At 40.4% G+C, this 15,344-nt stretch carries 17 protein-coding genes and 1 pseudogene; 8 read left to right on the top strand and 10 right to left on the bottom strand.

Features of this window, described 5'->3' with window-relative positions:
- Nucleotides 1-186: 186 nt before the first annotated feature.
- Both maeM and malK read right to left on the bottom strand, forming a co-directional pair.
- Nucleotides 187-894 (bottom strand): two-component system response regulator MaeM, encoded by a 708-nt coding sequence (gene maeM, locus LC033_RS06465; protein ID WP_226567417.1) that lies wholly within the window; start codon nt 892-894, stop codon nt 187-189.
- Entirely contained in the window at nt 887-2,485 is a 1,599-nt protein-coding gene (gene malK, locus LC033_RS06460; RefSeq protein WP_226567416.1) for a malate sensor histidine kinase MalK, read from the bottom strand. The genes maeM and malK overlap by 8 nt, the downstream gene beginning before the upstream one ends.
- A gap of 184 nt (nt 2,486-2,669) precedes the next feature.
- Between malK and LC033_RS06455 the strand changes: the two genes are divergently transcribed.
- On the top strand, nt 2,670-3,227 hold the full coding sequence (locus LC033_RS06455; protein WP_226567415.1) for a DUF5366 family protein: 558 nt from the start codon (nt 2,670-2,672) through the stop codon (nt 3,225-3,227).
- Nucleotides 3,228-3,271: 44 nt separating this feature from the next.
- On the opposite strand, the gene LC033_RS06450 is transcribed toward LC033_RS06455, so the two are convergent.
- The 3 genes from LC033_RS06450 to LC033_RS06440 form a co-directional block, all read right to left on the bottom strand.
- Entirely contained in the window at nt 3,272-3,682 is a 411-nt protein-coding gene (locus LC033_RS06450) for a thiol-disulfide oxidoreductase DCC family protein (protein WP_226567414.1), read from the bottom strand.
- Between the two features lie 18 nt (nt 3,683-3,700).
- Nucleotides 3,701-5,602, bottom strand: a complete 1,902-nt coding sequence (locus LC033_RS06445) for a transglycosylase domain-containing protein (protein WP_226567413.1) — start codon at nt 5,600-5,602, stop codon at nt 3,701-3,703.
- Between the two features lie 66 nt (nt 5,603-5,668).
- A complete protein-coding gene (locus LC033_RS06440) occupies nt 5,669-6,847 on the bottom strand; it encodes an MFS transporter (RefSeq protein WP_264188667.1) in 1,179 nt (392 codons plus the stop codon).
- A 215-nt stretch (nt 6,848-7,062) separates the two neighbouring features.
- Here LC033_RS06440 and kapD point away from each other — a divergent pair, with 215 nt between their 5' ends.
- Complete coding sequence (gene kapD / locus LC033_RS06435; RefSeq protein WP_226567412.1) at nt 7,063-7,680, top strand: 3'-5' exonuclease KapD; 618 nt, start codon at nt 7,063-7,065, stop codon at nt 7,678-7,680.
- Here the strand turns inward: kapD and kapB are convergent.
- Nucleotides 7,677-8,069, bottom strand: coding sequence for a kinase-associated lipoprotein KapB (gene kapB / locus LC033_RS06430; protein ID WP_226567411.1), 393 nt, complete (start codon nt 8,067-8,069; stop codon nt 7,677-7,679). The genes kapD and kapB overlap by 4 nt on opposite strands.
- A 90-nt stretch (nt 8,070-8,159) precedes the next feature.
- Between kapB and LC033_RS06425 the strand changes: the two genes are divergently transcribed.
- Nucleotides 8,160-8,339: a hypothetical protein gene (locus tag LC033_RS06425; RefSeq protein ID WP_226567410.1), complete on the top strand. Its 180-nt coding sequence runs from the start codon at nt 8,160-8,162 to the stop codon at nt 8,337-8,339.
- Here LC033_RS06425 and LC033_RS06420 read toward each other — a convergent pair whose 3' ends face one another.
- Together LC033_RS06420 and LC033_RS06415 are read right to left on the bottom strand one after the other, a co-directional pair.
- Nucleotides 8,340-9,632 carry an ATP-binding protein gene (locus LC033_RS06420; protein WP_226567409.1) on the bottom strand — a complete coding sequence of 431 codons (1,293 nt, stop codon included), beginning with the start codon at nt 9,630-9,632 and terminating at the stop codon, nt 8,340-8,342.
- Nucleotides 9,633-9,764: 132 nt separating this feature from the next.
- Nucleotides 9,765-10,940 carry a MalY/PatB family protein gene (locus tag LC033_RS06415; protein WP_226567408.1) on the bottom strand — a complete coding sequence of 392 codons (1,176 nt, stop codon included), beginning with the start codon at nt 10,938-10,940 and terminating at the stop codon, nt 9,765-9,767.
- Nucleotides 10,941-11,023: 83 nt separating this feature from the next.
- Here LC033_RS06415 and LC033_RS06410 point away from each other — a divergent pair, with 83 nt between their 5' ends.
- Nucleotides 11,024-11,284, top strand: coding sequence for a DUF1871 family protein (locus LC033_RS06410; RefSeq protein WP_226567407.1), 261 nt, complete (start codon nt 11,024-11,026; stop codon nt 11,282-11,284).
- Here LC033_RS06410 and LC033_RS06405 read toward each other — a convergent pair.
- The gene (locus LC033_RS06405) at nt 11,281-12,105 is read right to left on the bottom strand and encodes an alpha/beta fold hydrolase (protein ID WP_376776414.1); all 825 of its coding nucleotides are present in this window, start codon (nt 12,103-12,105) and stop codon (nt 11,281-11,283) included. The two genes, LC033_RS06410 and LC033_RS06405, sit on opposite strands and share 4 nt — an antisense overlap.
- A 177-nt stretch (nt 12,106-12,282) precedes the next feature.
- Between LC033_RS06405 and LC033_RS06400 the strand changes: the two genes are divergently transcribed.
- From LC033_RS06400 to yugI, 3 genes are all read left to right on the top strand, one after another.
- Nucleotides 12,283-12,783, top strand: coding sequence for an Lrp/AsnC family transcriptional regulator (locus LC033_RS06400; protein ID WP_226567405.1), 501 nt, complete (start codon nt 12,283-12,285; stop codon nt 12,781-12,783).
- A complete protein-coding gene (locus tag LC033_RS06395; RefSeq protein WP_226567404.1) occupies nt 12,784-13,977 on the top strand; it encodes an aminotransferase in 1,194 nt (397 codons plus the stop codon). It abuts the gene before it with no gap.
- 197 nt (nt 13,978-14,174) lie between these two features.
- Nucleotides 14,175-14,567, top strand: coding sequence for a S1 domain-containing post-transcriptional regulator GSP13 (yugI, locus tag LC033_RS06390; protein ID WP_226567403.1), 393 nt, complete (start codon nt 14,175-14,177; stop codon nt 14,565-14,567).
- Between the two features lie 65 nt (nt 14,568-14,632).
- Here the strand turns inward: yugI and LC033_RS06385 are convergent, their stop codons facing one another.
- Nucleotides 14,633-14,866 carry a DUF378 domain-containing protein gene (locus LC033_RS06385; protein WP_226567402.1) on the bottom strand — a complete coding sequence of 78 codons (234 nt, stop codon included), beginning with the start codon at nt 14,864-14,866 and terminating at the stop codon, nt 14,633-14,635.
- A 127-nt stretch (nt 14,867-14,993) separates the two neighbouring features.
- Here LC033_RS06385 and LC033_RS06380 point away from each other — a divergent pair.
- Nucleotides 14,994-15,152, top strand: a pseudogene (locus LC033_RS06380) (NADH-dependent alcohol dehydrogenase); the annotation flags it as partial.
- Between the last annotated feature and the right edge of the window lie 192 nt (nt 15,153-15,344).

The following is a 15,344-nucleotide window of genomic DNA, read 5'->3' as shown; positions in this document are numbered from 1 at the left end:
AGAAATTTGTTTTATTTTAAAAAAATGTTAAAAGGCTTCATTCGATGTCTTTTTATAGACTGAAATATGATATAATGTCGCTTTTGTGATGTGCTCTACTACAGTGGAAGCACTGATTTCAAGGGGTTTGTTTATCGTGTGTCATTAAAAAACATCTGGCCTTTGTGAAAGGTCAGATGTGTCAAATTATAGATATTGCTGAATCAAATTCATATGGCTCGTATTAAGTTTATATTGAAAAACAGGACGTCCGATTGTCCCGTACGCCATTTCCACATCGACAACTTTGATATCCTCAAGGAATTTCAAGTATTTTCTAATGGAGACTTGAGAGATTTCTGTTTGATTGGCTAGGTCTTCAGTTGTGAAAGCCTGCCGACCAAACGATTGAATGCTTGTCCAAATGAGTTTGAGTGTACTCTTGGTCAGGCCTTTTGGCAGAAGCACCTTTTCTACCTCTGCTTTTTTATGAAAAAGTTTCCCATCTAAGTCATTTTGTGAGATGCTGTTCATCGTTTGGAACAGGGCGTGTTTTCTTTTATACTCTGCCAGCGCTGATTGGAATCGTTCGAACTCAAATGGCTTGATTAAATAATCAACTGCTCCGTTTCGCATCGTTTGCTGGACCACGTCGACTTCATTGGCAGCAGAAATGACAATCACATCGACGGCATGGTTTTGCTGACGAATTTCTGATAATAAAGCGAGCCCATTTTGTCCTGGCATATAAATATCGAGCAGTATAAGGTGAATGACTTCTGTTTTTAATAATTCTAATGCCCGCTGAATGGAGGTGGCAATCCCCTTTAACTCAAAACCATCTATTTGGGTAAGATAGCGTTTGTTCAGCTCCCCAACCATTGGATCATCTTCTACTATTAACACATTAATCATGAGAATCCTCCTTTTGTTTATACGGGATACGGAGACTAAAGGTCGTTCCTTCTCCTTTTTCACTCGTGACAATCATATGTCCGCTTAGTTTTTTGAGGCTTTGGTCAACGAAGTAGAGCCCTAATCCTCTGTCTTCTCCTTTTGTTGAAAAGCATTGATCAAACATCATGTCCTGCTCTTCTTTTGTGAGACCAACACCTGTGTCTGTGATTTCAATATGAAGCTGCTCCTGGATGTATCGGAATGAGATCGAGATGTTTTTGATCACTGTATGAGAAACAGCATCGAGTGCGTTATTTAACAGGTTGCCAATGACAGTAATGAGATCATGTGTTACTGCTGGGTCCTCGGAGTTTGGGACCTGTGTGTTGCAAATGACTTCTAAGGTGGCACCTTGTTCTCGAATATAGCTTTGTTTTCCTAGTAAAAATCCTGCTAAGACAGAGTTCTTCACATGGTTGATGATTTCATTTGTTTCTATTTGCTGATAAATCGCAATATCTTGTATATAAGTGCCAAGGTCATCATAGTTTTTGAGCTGTACCAATCCTAAAATCACATGAAGCTTGTTCATAAATTCGTGTGACTGGGCGCGAAGGGCATTGGCATACATCTTGACCCCGCTTAGCTGCTCAGCCAGGTGTTTGACTTCTGTTTTGTCACGGAAGGTGGCAATCGCCCCAACAATCTCACCTTTTACGGTAATCGGTACCTCGTTAAAGACGAGCTCCAGCCCATTCATTCTTACGTCACGATCAAGTAGCGGTTTGCGTGTTTCGATTACTTGCTTTAGACCACTTGAAGGAAGGAGAGTCTGAACATCCTGTTCTCTAGGGTCAACCATAATGCCCAAATTATGAAAGAGTCGTTTGGCTTCTGCGTTGGCGAGCTTGATTTTACCGTGCTGATCGACGGCAAGAATCCCTTCTTTTGTTGATTCTAGCATGGCGCTTCGTTCTTTCAATAATGTAGCAATTTCATCTGGCTCGAGTCCAAACATAATCTTCTTCACTTTTCGTGCAACAATGAGTGCACCGATAATGCCAGATAGAAGGCTAAGCGATGTGACGAAGTAGAGCGGGAGTAAGCTTTGATGAATAATCAAGTCAATTTCCTTTAACGTAATCCCTACTGCCACAGCCCCGAGCTGCTTTCCGTCTTGGCTGTAAACAGGAACAAAAGCACGCATGGACCTACCAAGTGTTCCAGATGCCGTGCTAATATGTTCCTTACCCTGTAATGCCGGTTTTTCATCACCGCCAGCAAATCGTTTGCCGATCTTTTGTGGATTGGGATGTGTTTTGCGAATGCCGTTCATATCCATGACGACAACGAATTCAGTATTGGTGATATGCTGAACACTTGTTGTATATTGACGCAGTGCTGAGTATGAATGGTCTTCTAATGATTTCGCTGTGATTGGTGCCTCTGCAACCATTTTGGCAGTGGAGAGGGCAATGTCACGCTCTTGCTGATGAATGTTCTTGGCTGTTTCCGACCATATCGTAAAGAATGTAATACAAAGGGAAATAAGAACAACGATACAGACAAAGATCGTCAGCCGTGTTTGCAGTCTTAAAGTTTTTTTCACGAGTATACCCCTAACGCACAATTTTTTCGTAATAGTAATACTTTAACGGGAAAAAGTAAGTTTGTGAAGGAATGTACGTGAAAATTACAAATTTGATTTTGATCCCAGTTTCATTTGAAAGCATCTTGTCAATCTGTTTTAAGTGAGCCATAATAAAAATGAGCTTATGAGAAAGGAACTATTTATGAAAAATACATATTTGACTGGATATTTTCCGCTGATATCAATTTTACTATTCAGCTCTGCTTTTTCCATTTTCACAGTAGGCATGACCACTGATTTCTTGACAAAAGCAGGTATTTTAAAAGGAATGCTGGAATTCTTTTCAGAACAGGGCATCCGTCTTGCTCTATTTGCCGCATTTGCACTTGTTTATTTTATGATATTATCTGCATTAAAACTTATTGCTGATACGGTCTTAGAGTTGGCTTTACTCTTTTTCGCAAAGGACCCTGAAGGGGGAAACTTAAAGAAAATTCGGATTGCATCCGTTGTTTATTTGTTTGCCAGCTTGCTTGCTTTTCTTTTGACGCAGCAGCTTATCCTGCTTGTAGGACTCTTTGTGTTAGCAAATCTTGTCTATTTTATTTTGGTGGTGGTTCGCATTCATCAATCGCTATCCATGCTGAATTTAATTGGGTTTATGATGTTTATTTTGCTGTTTTGGGCCACGTTTTTGATCGGCATTTTGTACTTATTTATTAAGCTTTATAACAGTGTTATGGCAAGTCTGCCTTCATAATCAGACGAAAGAAAGCATCCCCCGATGAATGGAGGATGCTTTTTTTATGGAAGAAATCGTTTTTTGATATTGGGTGTAGGCATTATACAGGATGTTTTTTGACCAAACCATTTGTAGCGGTTTTTCGCAATCAGCTCATAAAGCCAGTCGCGGATAGGACGCGGAATAGCAAGGAGCAAATAGCTCCACCTGTATATTCCTTTTAAATGACGTGCAGCTTTTAAAATGCCTGTCGATTTCGTATAGAATGTGCCCTCTTCAATATAAATGAATGAATTGAACTCATATAATGGCAAACTGTTGTCTTTTAGAAATTGCTGCCCTGTATTTGATTGTAAAGAAGCAAACATCATCCGTTCATTCGGATCACGTTTGATTACAAATTGAACAGCACCACTGCACACGTTGCAGACACCATCAAATAAAATTAAATGGGGTGGATGTGTTGAATGCATGGCAATCAAACCTCCTGTTTATCTGGCGTATTGCATTGTATTTTTCCAAATACGTAAGTGCGGGCTTGAGCTATAAATGGATTCAACCGTGCCTTTATCTCTTCCGACCCATACACCCATTGTGTATTGATCGGTTAATCCAACAAACCAAATGTCTTTGTAGTCATTGGATGTTCCAGTTTTACCGCCGATGTAAGGAGAATTGAAATTCGCTTTTTTCCCTGTTCCACTTTTCACAACGGAGGCAAGCAGTTTACGCATGGTTTCATTTGTACGTTGAGAATACACTTGCTTCGGCGATTCCTTCCACTTGTAAAGGGTTTTGCCGTTTAAGTCTGTGACCTTTGTGATCGAATGACTTTGCGTGTAGGAACCTTGATTGCCAAAGACGGTATACGCATCTGTCATTTCTAGCGGTGAGAAGCCTTTCGTAAATCCTCCAAGTGCAGAAGGAAGGCGATAATCATCTGCTACAATATGTTCGAATGAGAACTTTTCCAAGTAGCTAAACCCTTTTTTGACACCTACAGTATCCAGCATTCGGATCGCAGGGGTATTGTAAGAATTCTTAAAGGCTGTTTCAAGTGTCACTGTTCCATAGGTTTTATGGTTATAGTTTTGTGGACAGTATCCGCTGCTGCAAAACTTTTCGGCACTAATGGTACTCGAAGCCGTTGCACCGGTTTGATCAATATAAGGACCATAATCTAAAAGTGGTTTAATGGCAGATCCAGGCTGCCTTTTCGCTTGATAGGCATAGTTGAAATCAAACTTTTTATAGTTTTTCCCGCCAGCAAGAGCGACAATTTGATGGATTTCATGGTTAATGACCGCTGATCCGCCTTCCACACCTTGGTAAGGCAATTGAGCATTTAGTTGATAGACGGCTTTTTGCTGTAAGGTAGGATCAAGTGCTGTATAAATCTTCACACCATCCTGGAGCAAGGAACTGACCTTTTCAGTTAATTCCTTTTGAATGGCTTTTTCCGCCCCTGCTGTTTTGGCCTTCTTCAATCGTTTTGTAAAGCCTTCCTGATCAGACACAAGATCGGTAAATTCCTCATTGGCATATGTCACATAATCAGGGTAAAGGTTTTTCTTTTCACTTAAGGACAAGCTGATTTTTTCTTTGACGGCCTTTGTGTATTGCTTCTTGGTGATAACACCATCTTTTTCCAAAATACCGAGCAGCCGTTCTTGGCGTTTCTTTGTATGCTTGAATTGTTTCAATGGGTCATACAGTGATGGATTGTTTGGAATAGCAGAAATAAATGCCATCTGTGCCAGTGACAAAGAACTAAGCGGCTTATCAAAATAGTAATGAGCCGCAGAACCCACACCGTAAACACCGTTACTGAAATAAATCGTATTTAAATAGCTTTCGAGAATTTCATCTTTTGTGAATTTCCGCTCTAGTTCATAGGAATAGAGTAGCTCTGTAAACTTTCGGCTGAACGAACGTTCATGGCTTAAATATAAATTGCGAGATAACTGCTGTGTGATGGTACTCGCTCCTTGACTAATGCCGTGGTTTTTAACATTTGCGGCAAGAGCACGAACAACCCCCATAAAGTCAATGCCTTTATGGTCATAAAAGTTGTGATCCTCTGAGCGGAGGAACAGCTCCTTCACAGGATCAGGAATGTTGTCGTATTTTACAAAAACACGATTCTCATCGTTTGAAACGATCTCGGAGATAAGAGAACCATCTCGATCATACATATAACTGTTTTGGGAAAAATCTATCTTTTCCAGCTTGATTTTTTGATCAAGCACTTCGTTAACAGGTTTTACGCTTGCGGCTTCTTCCTTGGATAGATAAAAAGTCAGAACAAATATCGGGATGAGGGCAACAAGTAATAACCAACCAATGATTGCACGAAACATGAGGTCACTCACTTTCTTCAGATTTCTAGCCATATCGTACCATTCTTTTGCGGATACGAGAAGGTTATTTTTAGAAAAGAATGGGCGTGAAGCCTATCATCAGATACTCCTTTCTTTTGCCTTTGAATGTGAGCGAACCGCCCATAAAAATAATGCCCCGAAAAGGAAAATCCCGGCGGTGACATAAAAGACAGTTGGAATCCCGTAATGACTCGCCACAATCCCGCCAATGACTGGACCGACGACATTTCCGAGAAAACGGAAGCTGACATTGTAACCGAGTACTTCTCCTTGCATAGAAGCAGGAGCTTTGATGCGAATATACGCCGTCGTACATGGAATAATCCCGCCTAGTGCCATCCCATAAAGAAAACGGAAAATGACTAACATGCCATAGGAAGCTGCCAGCGCTTGCGGGATGAATAAAATGGAGGAAAGGATGAGAAGAGCCAGCAGCACCTTATCATGCCCGATTCGATCTCCAAGATCTCCCCATTTTCGCGTAAAAAGCAAATTCCCAAGTCCTGTTGCGGAAAACGCCAGACCCGCATAAAAGGCGAGATTGACGGGGCCGTGTAAATCATGAATGTACAAAGCCAAAAGTGGCTGAATACTAAAGTTGCCCACTTGCGTAATAAACGTTAAAAGCATCGTGACCACAAGCAAAGGCTGTTTGAAAATATGAACGAGTACATCCTTCCGTGAGTAAGAGACGCGCTTTGCTTCTTTTGATCGGATGGGCTGTTCTTTTACACCGAAGATAATCACGATAGCCGACACATAAATGACAGCGGCTGTTAAGAAAAACGTATAAATGAAGCCGACGCTGTCTGCCATGAAGCCTCCCATTAATGGACCGAACAATCCTCCAGCGACATTACTCATCTGCATCGTTCCAAGGGTTTTTCCAGCGGTTGCCTTCTCAGTTTGAGCAGAGATGAGTGCCATTGAAGTAGAGATGAAGCCTGTCACAAGCCCCATAAAGAGCCGCAATGCAAATAGCTGATAAACGGTTTGAACAAGCCCCATTAATAGAATACTTGTCGCAATGCCAATGCCGTTAATGAGCAAAATCTTTTTATAGCCATGCCGGTCCCCAATCCGTCCCCAAATAGGAGAAATCAGAAAGGCCGTTAAAAACGTCACCCCAAAGACATAGCCGCTCCATCTTTGGACAAATTCATTTGAATAGCTGCTATCAAGAGATTCTATGTATAGTGATAAGAAAGGGACGATCATTGTAATGCTGGCAGATACAAAAAAGTTCACAAACCACATGATGTACAAGTTTTTCTTCCTGTTTGTGATAGAGACCACCTTCTTTATTTATTTCGTGTTCCTAATTATAAAGGAAAATAAACGATCTTTCATCTGATGAATAGGTTTGGGCATAGTGAATCTGCATTATTTTCACAAAAATGAAGTGATTTCAAAGTCGGTCTTAATATAATGGTATCAGGATGAAAAATAGATGAGAAAGTGGGGTGAGACGAGTGGAACAGAAGACGCTGCTTGTGGTTGATTTTGAATTTACAATGCCTGATGGAAAATATCATCCTCAAAATTTTTTCCCTGAAATCATTGAGGCTGGTGTAGTGAAGGCAACGAGTGAAACCGTCATTGATACCTTCTCAAGTTACATTAAACCGAAAAAGTTCCCGAAGCTGACGAAGCGCTGTAAATCGTTTCTCGGAATTACGCAGCAGGATGTAGAGAGCGGGATATCGTTTGAGGCATTTATTGAAACGCTGATGTCACTTGATGGGGAAGAAGACTGTGAGATTATCACTTGGGGAAATATGGACATGAAGGTGCTAAAGCAAAACTGTATGCTCAATCATATTGCCTTTCCTTTTAAGGGGAAGCTGCGGGATCTCGCTTTTGAATATAAAATCTTTTTTGGTGACAGAACATTTACAGGGCTTCGAAAAGCGGCGAGGGAGTACGGCAGTGAAGGAGCTGGTAAGCATCATAAAGCACTAGATGATGCCATGACCACTTATCAGCTTTTAACCCTTTTTGAAAAAGACAGAGCCTATATAGAGAATCCTCAAACAACCAAAATTGGTGAACTCATCGATTTCTCACACTTTTTTGAATCGACAGATTAGCAGGTGTCTTCTGGAAAATAATCCTTTTCAAGAGAAGATAGGCACACTCTGGATTTTTCAGCCCATTTGGAATCATCCGCACGGAGCGTTTGTTTTAATTTTTCTACGGCTTCTTTTAGTGATACTTGATAATCTGGTATACCGCTATCATAAGGCTTTACCATATGATGAGGGATATTCGTCTGTTCACGATAGGCCAAAGCCCGTCTTTCTTGGAAAAAAGGCACGTCTGCTTCTTTTGGATGATGCAAGTCGCCTTGAGTGGGATGTGTCAGAACGGCTTTTACTTGAACGAGATAGGCCGATGGTTTCACTGCTGTCACTTCCCCAACGTAAACACCTGTTTTATAAAATCCTTTCACAACTTGTCCAATTTGAATGTCTGTCATGTGAAATTCCTCCATTTCCTTCTCGCAGGAAGGTATTTCATTTCTTTTAGCCAATATAGTGAAGTAAACGAGCAAAAGGGGGAATGGCGAATGCTGTCGTTCATCGCACTCTTTCTACTGTATTTTCCTGAAGATAAAAGGGAGTACATCCCAGCGGCAATTACCACATTGCTTTTCTTTATTGCTGCATTTATTTGTTTTCGTCTAATCGTTCGTGCTTCTAAGAAGCAGGAGCAGAAAGATGAAAATAGGACAAAAAAAATGGATTGATTATTTTCTTCTTGTATCTTCAGGAAACTTCACGGTGACCGTTGTACCAGACTGCAGCGCGCTTTTGAAACGAATGGTTCCATGGTGATTTTCAATGATGGAAAAAGTCACTGTCAGCCCAAGTCCAGTTCCTTTATTTTTCAAGGTGTAATAAGGTTCCCCAAGCTTTTTCATTTGGGTTTCTGTCATCCCTACACCGTTATCGACGAAATAAAGGCATATTTTATGATTTTCTTTTGAAGCAAAAAGTTCAATTTTTCCTTCGTGTTCGGGTGCTGCTTCAATCGCATTTTTGATTAAATTAATCATGACTTGTTTGATCTTCGTTTCATCACCTTGAATGGATAGGTCTGGTTCAATGGATTGATGAATCGTGACCGATTTAAAATTAGCATAGGATGTCATCAATGATGCACATTCCTCGAGCAATTTGGATAGATTGAGAGGTCCGATTTGATAATAGTTTTGTTTCGCAATATCAAGATAACTCGTGATAATGTCCTGCGCGCGGTCTAACTCCGAAAGAACGAGATGTTTGTAATCTTCATTGGTCGACGGCTCTTTCTTATTTTCACTCGAAAAGAGCAATTGAATAAACCCTCTCACGACTGTAAGCGGATTGCGGACTTCATGGGCGACGCTTGCAGCGAGTTCACTCACGATGGTCAGCTTTTCGGATTGGACGAGCTGTGTCCTCATTTGCGCATTTTCTTTAACGAATTCAATGGAATAGATACTTAGCTCAAGAAAAAATATGTAGTAAAGTGTTGAGAAAAATAACTCAATGAACTTTTGCTGCATAATAAATGCTGGGCTATACTCGATTAAGCTGACCATAAGCAGTCCAATGTAAATAAAGGTTCCTTTCGATAGACCGATGAGTACCCCGTATATTAGCTTTTTCAACTTAGAATATTGACGCCATTTCCGGTAAAACAGGAAAGGAATGAAAAAGTAAATCGGTACAACGATGAGTCCAACCCATAAGAAAGAGCCATACATCACGAATTTCACAATTGAGCTTATTAAGATTGCCACGATTCCAACTGTGTATCCTCCGTATAAAATGGCAAGGACAAGGGGAATCGATTGAAGCCCAGTCTGCAAATCTAAAATCGAATCAACTGGATACATAATACATAGTGCTGAAGAAATGGATGCAAATATTGTGATGAGCAGTTTATTCGTTTTAGGGGAATGAGCAGGGGACCGGCTTAGCCATAGCGCATGATATAAAAAAATTGGAAATAGAATAAAAGATAAATGGAGCAGAAAATCCTTGAACATTTCCATTTAAATGCTCTCCTCGTAAATAATTGTAATTCCTCTCATTATATCATTTCATGTACAAAGTAGATATGAGAAAAGGAGGGTTTTTTCTTTAAAAAGAACACCCGCTAGGATGTTCTTTTTAAAGAATTGGTATTATTCGGCTGATAGAGTGAAAGCTTGATGAAGGCGTTTCAGACCTTCCTTCACCGTTGAAGCAGGACAACCGAGATTGATCCGAATAAAGCCGTCTCCTTCATGCCCGTACACGTGTCCAAGCTCTAATATGACTTTCCCTTTTTTTAGCAAATTTCGTTTCAATTCTGCTTGACTGAATTCATAATCGCGAGTGTCGAGCCACAATAAATAAGAAGCATCTGGTTTCATATAGCGCATATCCGGAAGATGTTCGTCAATATAGTCCATTGCCATTTTCATATTGTTTTCGAGATAAAGAACAAGTGAATCAAGCCACTCATCTCCATGACGATACGCTGCTTCCATCGCAGGAATCGCAAATGCGTTTAGTTTGGAAAGCCCGTTTCTTTGTAATTCATTGGTGAAAAGAGTTCTTTTTTCTTCATCAGAAATGATAATGGCAGATGCCTGAAGCCCAGCTAAATTAAATGTTTTACTCGGTGCAATACAGGTGACCGTAATGCTTGCTATGTCGTCAGAAAGACTAGCGAAAGGCACATGCGGCTTCCCGTCAAGCATCAGATCAGAATGAATCTCATCTGAAATGACTGTTACACCATGCTGCACACATAGATCTCCTACTCGTTTTACTTCTTCGTTTGACCAAGCTCTCCCAGAAGGATTGTGCGGATGACAAAGGAACATCAGCTTCGCTTGTGGTCTGCTTAGTTTTTTCTCTAAATCATCAAAATCCATCATGTAACGGTTGTTTTCTATTATTAGCGGATTGGTTGAAACAAGACGTCCATTTCTCTCAATCATTTGATAAAAAGGCGTGTACACTGGTGACTGAATGACCACTTCATCATTCGGTTCTGTAAAAGCTTGGACAGCAAAGCTAAGTGCTGTCACGATACCTGGTGTGAAGGTAATAGCCTCTGTCTCAATCATCCATCCATGTCTTCTTTTGAGCCAGCCAGCCACTGCCTGCTGCGTATCCTGATCTTGAAATGCATAGCCAAATACGCCATGTTCTAATCGCTCTTTTAATGCATCAAGGACGACCTGGGGCGCTTTAAAATCCATATCCGCTACCCACATCGGCAAAGCATCTGTAGTGAGGAACAAAGACTCTGCTTGATCCCATTTGACTGATTTTGAACCTTTACGTATGATCTGTTCGTTGAAATTCATGAAACCCACCTCTAGTCGTTTTTAATCCTTAGTTGGTTGTGCTAAAATAAACATCACAAAATTTATTATAAGCGGTGATACCGATGAAAGATAGTCAAGCTATAGAAGTGATGATTCAATTCATGAAGGAATGCGACCCTTTTCATTATGGAGAGGACTTTTATGAAACGGAGCCTGCTGACGTCATTCATGCATTATACGACGCAGAGGACCCGGTATCTTTAGCAAAAAAGATTCAAGCCATTTACCATCACTCATTTGAGCAGCTTCTTCCGATAGAGAGCTGTCAAGATATAGCGAATCGGCTTTTTGTCATAAGAGACAGCCGCGCTTGCTCACGCTAAGACAGGCTGAAATTTCCAATTTGATCAGACACAAAGATAGGATTTTCCTCAGGGATGAGGTGCCCGGTTTTTTTTAATGCATGTAAAGTCGAATGCGGTAAATCTTTGTGCAGTCTTTCGCCAACTTGAATAGGAACAATCCGATCTTCCTCGCCCCAAATGAGTAGCACAGGTGTCTCCATTTTCTTCAGCACATCTGACGTCAAATCACCTTCCCGATGCCGCACTAAACGCAAAAGACCTCTGAAGATTTTATCATCAGAAAAAGGCTTTAAGTATCCTTCCACCATCTCTTGATTAATGATGGATTGATCATGGACAACAGCGGTTAAATTGTTCATAATGCCTTGCTTGAAGAGCCTTCTTTTTAGAAATAAATAAAAATAAGGAATATACGTGCTGTAAACAAGAGATCTTTTGGATTTGTTTAAATACCCTGAGCTGCATAAAAGAACCGCTTTTTCAAAAATATCTGGACGTTCAGATGCAGCGTATAAGGCAATCTGTCCGCCCATTGAATGACCAACTAGGATCGCATGCTGAATTTGCAAGTAACCAGCTAGCTCAATAATAATTTTTCCCATGTTGCGATAGCTGTAAATAAAGGTATTAGATTTCTCGGACTGCCCAAATGGAGGCAGGTCTATTGCGATTAAATTGAAGTCCTGTTTGAGAAATGGGATGAGCTTTCGATAGCTGAAGGTAGAAGAGAAGAGGCCGTGAATCAATATCAATGTTTTCTTACCTTTATTTGGATAGTGCTCGTAATAAATATTTAAACCGAATTTACTTTTCATATAAGCTGGCTGAACAATGTCCACACTCATCACTCCGATACTTAGTACTCACTCTCTGTTAGGTGCCTGTATTGTACCCTAAAAAGTGGATTTTAAGCTACGAATAGAATCTTTTCCCTGCTTAGCATATTGGGAAAAACGTGCTATAATGTTCAGAAGATTTTTTAAAACTAGCTTTTACATTCAGAGGTGTGAAATCAAATGAAACTAACAGAAAAAGAAACTGAAATATTAGAGATTTTAGATGAAAACAGCCGTGCCGATTTAAATACAATTGCGAAAATGGCTGGCGTGACAATGGAAGAAGCCCAAGCCATTATTCAAAAACTTGAAGATCAAAAAGTCATTATTGATTATTCCACGATGATTGACTGGCGTAAAGTCGATGGTCATGAAGGAGTCACAGCGATGATTGATGTGAAAGTGACACCGAAAAGAGGCGTTGGCTTTGATGATATTGCTAAACGAATTTACAGGTTTCAGGAAGTTGAGTCCGTGTATTTAATGTCAGGTGTATATGATTTATCTGTTGTGATCCGAGGGAGATCTATGTCTGATATTGCTCGCTTCGTATCTGAAAAATTATCAACGCTTGATTCCGTTGTTTCAACAACTACCCACTTCATTTTGAAAAGATATAAACATGATGGGAAAGTGTTTGAAACAGGGGACGATGACAAAAGAATCGTGGTGTCTCCTTAAATGAAAAAGTCTTATTTATCTGACACGGTACAAAGTATCCAGCCGTCAGGTATTCGGAAATTCTTTGATTTGGCAGCCACAATGAAAGGGGTCATCTCCCTTGGTGTTGGCGAACCCGATTTCGTGACAGCTTGGAATGTCAGAGAAGCAAGCATTATGTCATTAGAACAAGGACTTACCTCTTATACGGCGAATGCAGGTCTGTTATCTTTGCGAAAAGAACTGAGTCACTATTTATATAAGCGATTTCACATTGATTACAGTTCAGAAGATGAACTGATCATTACAGTTGGCGGAAGCCAGGCCCTTGATTTGGCCTTTCGTGCGATTTTAAACAGTGGCGATGAAGTGATCATTCCAGAGCCTTGTTTTGTAGCATATGGGGCTTTGACGACACTTGCAGGCGGGGTGCCTGTTTATTTAAGTACATCGGCTGAAAAAGATTTCAAAGCGGATTCTGCTGATCTTCGCAAGAAGCTCACGCCGAAGACAAAAGCCATCTTGCTATGCTCTCCGTCAAACCCAACAGGGTCTGTATATTCAAAGGAAGAGCTCGAAGATATTGCCCAGTTTGCAAAAGAGCATGACCTTTTAATCATCACTGATGAAATTTACGCAGAGCTGACGTACGATGAAGCTTTCACAAGCGTTGCGGCGATTCAAGATATGAAGGAAAGAACGATCTTGATTTCAGGCTTTTCAAAAGGGTTTGCCATGACAGGATGGCGCTTAGGGTATGTGGCAGCACCACCTGAACTGTGTGATGCCATGCTGAAAATACATCAATATTCTATGATGTGTGCTCCGGCTATGGCACAATATGCGGCAAAAGAAGCATTAAAAAATGGACTTGAAGATGTAGGGAAAATGAAAAAAAGCTACAGAAGACGCCGTAATTTGTTTGTCGGCTCTCTCAATGAACTTGGTTTGACATGTCATCAGCCAAACGGAGCATTTTACGCCTTCCCATCCATCAAAAGTACCGGTATGACCTCAGAACAATTTGCTGAGGAGCTGCTGCTAAGCGAAAAAGTAGCGGTTGTCCCTGGAAATGTATTCGGTCCAAGTGGTGAAGGTCATATTCGCTGTTCATATGCTTCGTCACTTGATCATCTTCAGGAATCACTTTCAAGAATCCAGCGTTTCTTGCAGGATAGACAAGTGAAAGAAGAAGCACCTGTCATCTTAAAATAAAAAAAGGCATCAATCCATCTGGACTCATGCCTCTCAAATTAGGGGGAATACTAGAAAGCATTCTTGTTTTCAGGTATTCCCCCTTTTGTTATCATCTAAACCTTTTTAAAAAATATTTTGCGTAACTGTCCGTTCTATGATATAGTTTTTAATTGCGTATAAACGAATATTAAAACATTTATTTAGGAGTTGTTATCATGGCGACAAAGTTTGAAGTAGGCAGTGTTTACACTGGTAAAGTAACAGGATTACAAGCGTATGGTGCGTTTGTTGCATTAGATGAAGAAACTCAAGGACTTGTGCATATATCTGAAGTAACACATGGCTTTGTAAAAGACATCAACGAGCACCTTTCAATTGGCGACGAAGTACAAGTAAAAGTTCTTTCTGTTGATGAGAAAGCTGGTAAAATCAGCCTTTCTATTCGTGCAACACAAGAAGCACCTGAAAGAAAAGAAAGCAAACCAAAGAAACAAAGACCACAGCAAGTGAAAGAAGAAGCTGCTGCACCACAAGGTTTCAATACACTTAAAGATAAACTTGAAGAGTGGATTGAGCAATCTAACCGTACAGACTTAATTAAGAAATAAAAAAAGCACCGCTTCAAACGGTGCTTTGGGCTGCCACATGTGGCAGCTTTTTTATGTCTTTTTGTTTAGCGAACTTCTGGATTCGGCTCGTCACGGACAGCTTCTTCACTTGGCTTAAACAATAGACCAAGGTTGACAAGACCTGCAATTCCAACAAGACCATAGATAATACGTGATAATGCAGAACCTTGACCGCCAAAAATCGCTGCTACTAAGTCAAATTGAAAAAAGCCGATTAGTCCCCAGTTAATAGCACCGATAATCGTGAGCACGAGGGCAATACGCTGAATAGCACTCATCGTGATTCCTCCTTTCGCTACAGATCAATACATTTATATTTTGCAGATTTTTAGCCAAACTATGCGTAAGAAAATGGATTTTAAAAAAATTACATGACTTTTGGAATAAATGAGGCGCATAATGTAAAAAGGAGAAGTATCAGTCCCTTCAGATGAACTTAAACACTATGGAAAAAACGTATTACTTGTATATGATGGAGGCAGTATTAAACGAAACGGCCTATATGATCAAGTTGTCAGCATCCTAAAAGAATCTGGAGCTACAATCACTGAGCTTGCGGGTTTGAGTCAACCATACGATTTATGTCTTCTTGAAACCATCTTATTTACACACTTGATCATAATGTGGAACGGTTTAAACTAGGTGAACAAGCCGTTAGCGGATTATGATCGCGGCAGAACAAATGGCATATGGGGGATTTGGAAATTTTATGAAACTATACCTTGATGACATTCTGTCTATTTTGAAAGCTACTTC

Source organism: Bacillus stratosphericus (assembly GCF_020524495.1).
In the GTDB taxonomy this organism is placed as follows: Bacteria; Bacillota; Bacilli; order Bacillales; family Bacillaceae; genus Bacillus; species Bacillus stratosphericus_B.
This window is presented reverse-complemented; position numbering and strand designations above follow the sequence as displayed.

Excerpts from the sequence above, each read along its gene's own strand:
- LC033_RS06445 (WP_226567413.1), bottom strand. The coding sequence starts at position 5,602 with ATGGCTAGAAATCTGAAGAAAGTGAGTGACCTCATGTTTCGTGCAATC.
- LC033_RS06450 (WP_226567414.1), bottom strand. The coding sequence starts at position 3,682 with ATGCATTCAACACATCCACCCCATTTAATTTTATTTGATGGTGTCTGC.
- kapB (WP_226567411.1), bottom strand. The coding sequence starts at position 8,069 with ATGACAGACATTCAAATTGGACAAGTTGTGAAAGGATTTTATAAAACA.
- maeM (WP_226567417.1), bottom strand. The coding sequence starts at position 894 with ATGATTAATGTGTTAATAGTAGAAGATGATCCAATGGTTGGGGAGCTG.
- LC033_RS06440 (WP_264188667.1), bottom strand. The coding sequence starts at position 6,847 with ATGTGGTTTGTGAACTTTTTTGTATCTGCCAGCATTACAATGATCGTC.
- LC033_RS06400 (WP_226567405.1), top strand. The coding sequence starts at position 12,283 with ATGAAACTAACAGAAAAAGAAACTGAAATATTAGAGATTTTAGATGAA.
- yugI (WP_226567403.1), top strand. The coding sequence starts at position 14,175 with ATGGCGACAAAGTTTGAAGTAGGCAGTGTTTACACTGGTAAAGTAACA.
- LC033_RS06415 (WP_226567408.1), bottom strand. The coding sequence starts at position 10,940 with ATGAATTTCAACGAACAGATCATACGTAAAGGTTCAAAATCAGTCAAA.
- LC033_RS06455 (WP_226567415.1), top strand. The coding sequence starts at position 2,670 with ATGAAAAATACATATTTGACTGGATATTTTCCGCTGATATCAATTTTA.
- LC033_RS06420 (WP_226567409.1), bottom strand. The coding sequence starts at position 9,632 with ATGGAAATGTTCAAGGATTTTCTGCTCCATTTATCTTTTATTCTATTT.
- LC033_RS06410 (WP_226567407.1), top strand. The coding sequence starts at position 11,024 with ATGAAAGATAGTCAAGCTATAGAAGTGATGATTCAATTCATGAAGGAA.
- LC033_RS06395 (WP_226567404.1), top strand. The coding sequence starts at position 12,784 with ATGAAAAAGTCTTATTTATCTGACACGGTACAAAGTATCCAGCCGTCA.
- LC033_RS06385 (WP_226567402.1), bottom strand. The coding sequence starts at position 14,866 with ATGAGTGCTATTCAGCGTATTGCCCTCGTGCTCACGATTATCGGTGCT.
- LC033_RS06425 (WP_226567410.1), top strand. The coding sequence starts at position 8,160 with ATGCTGTCGTTCATCGCACTCTTTCTACTGTATTTTCCTGAAGATAAA.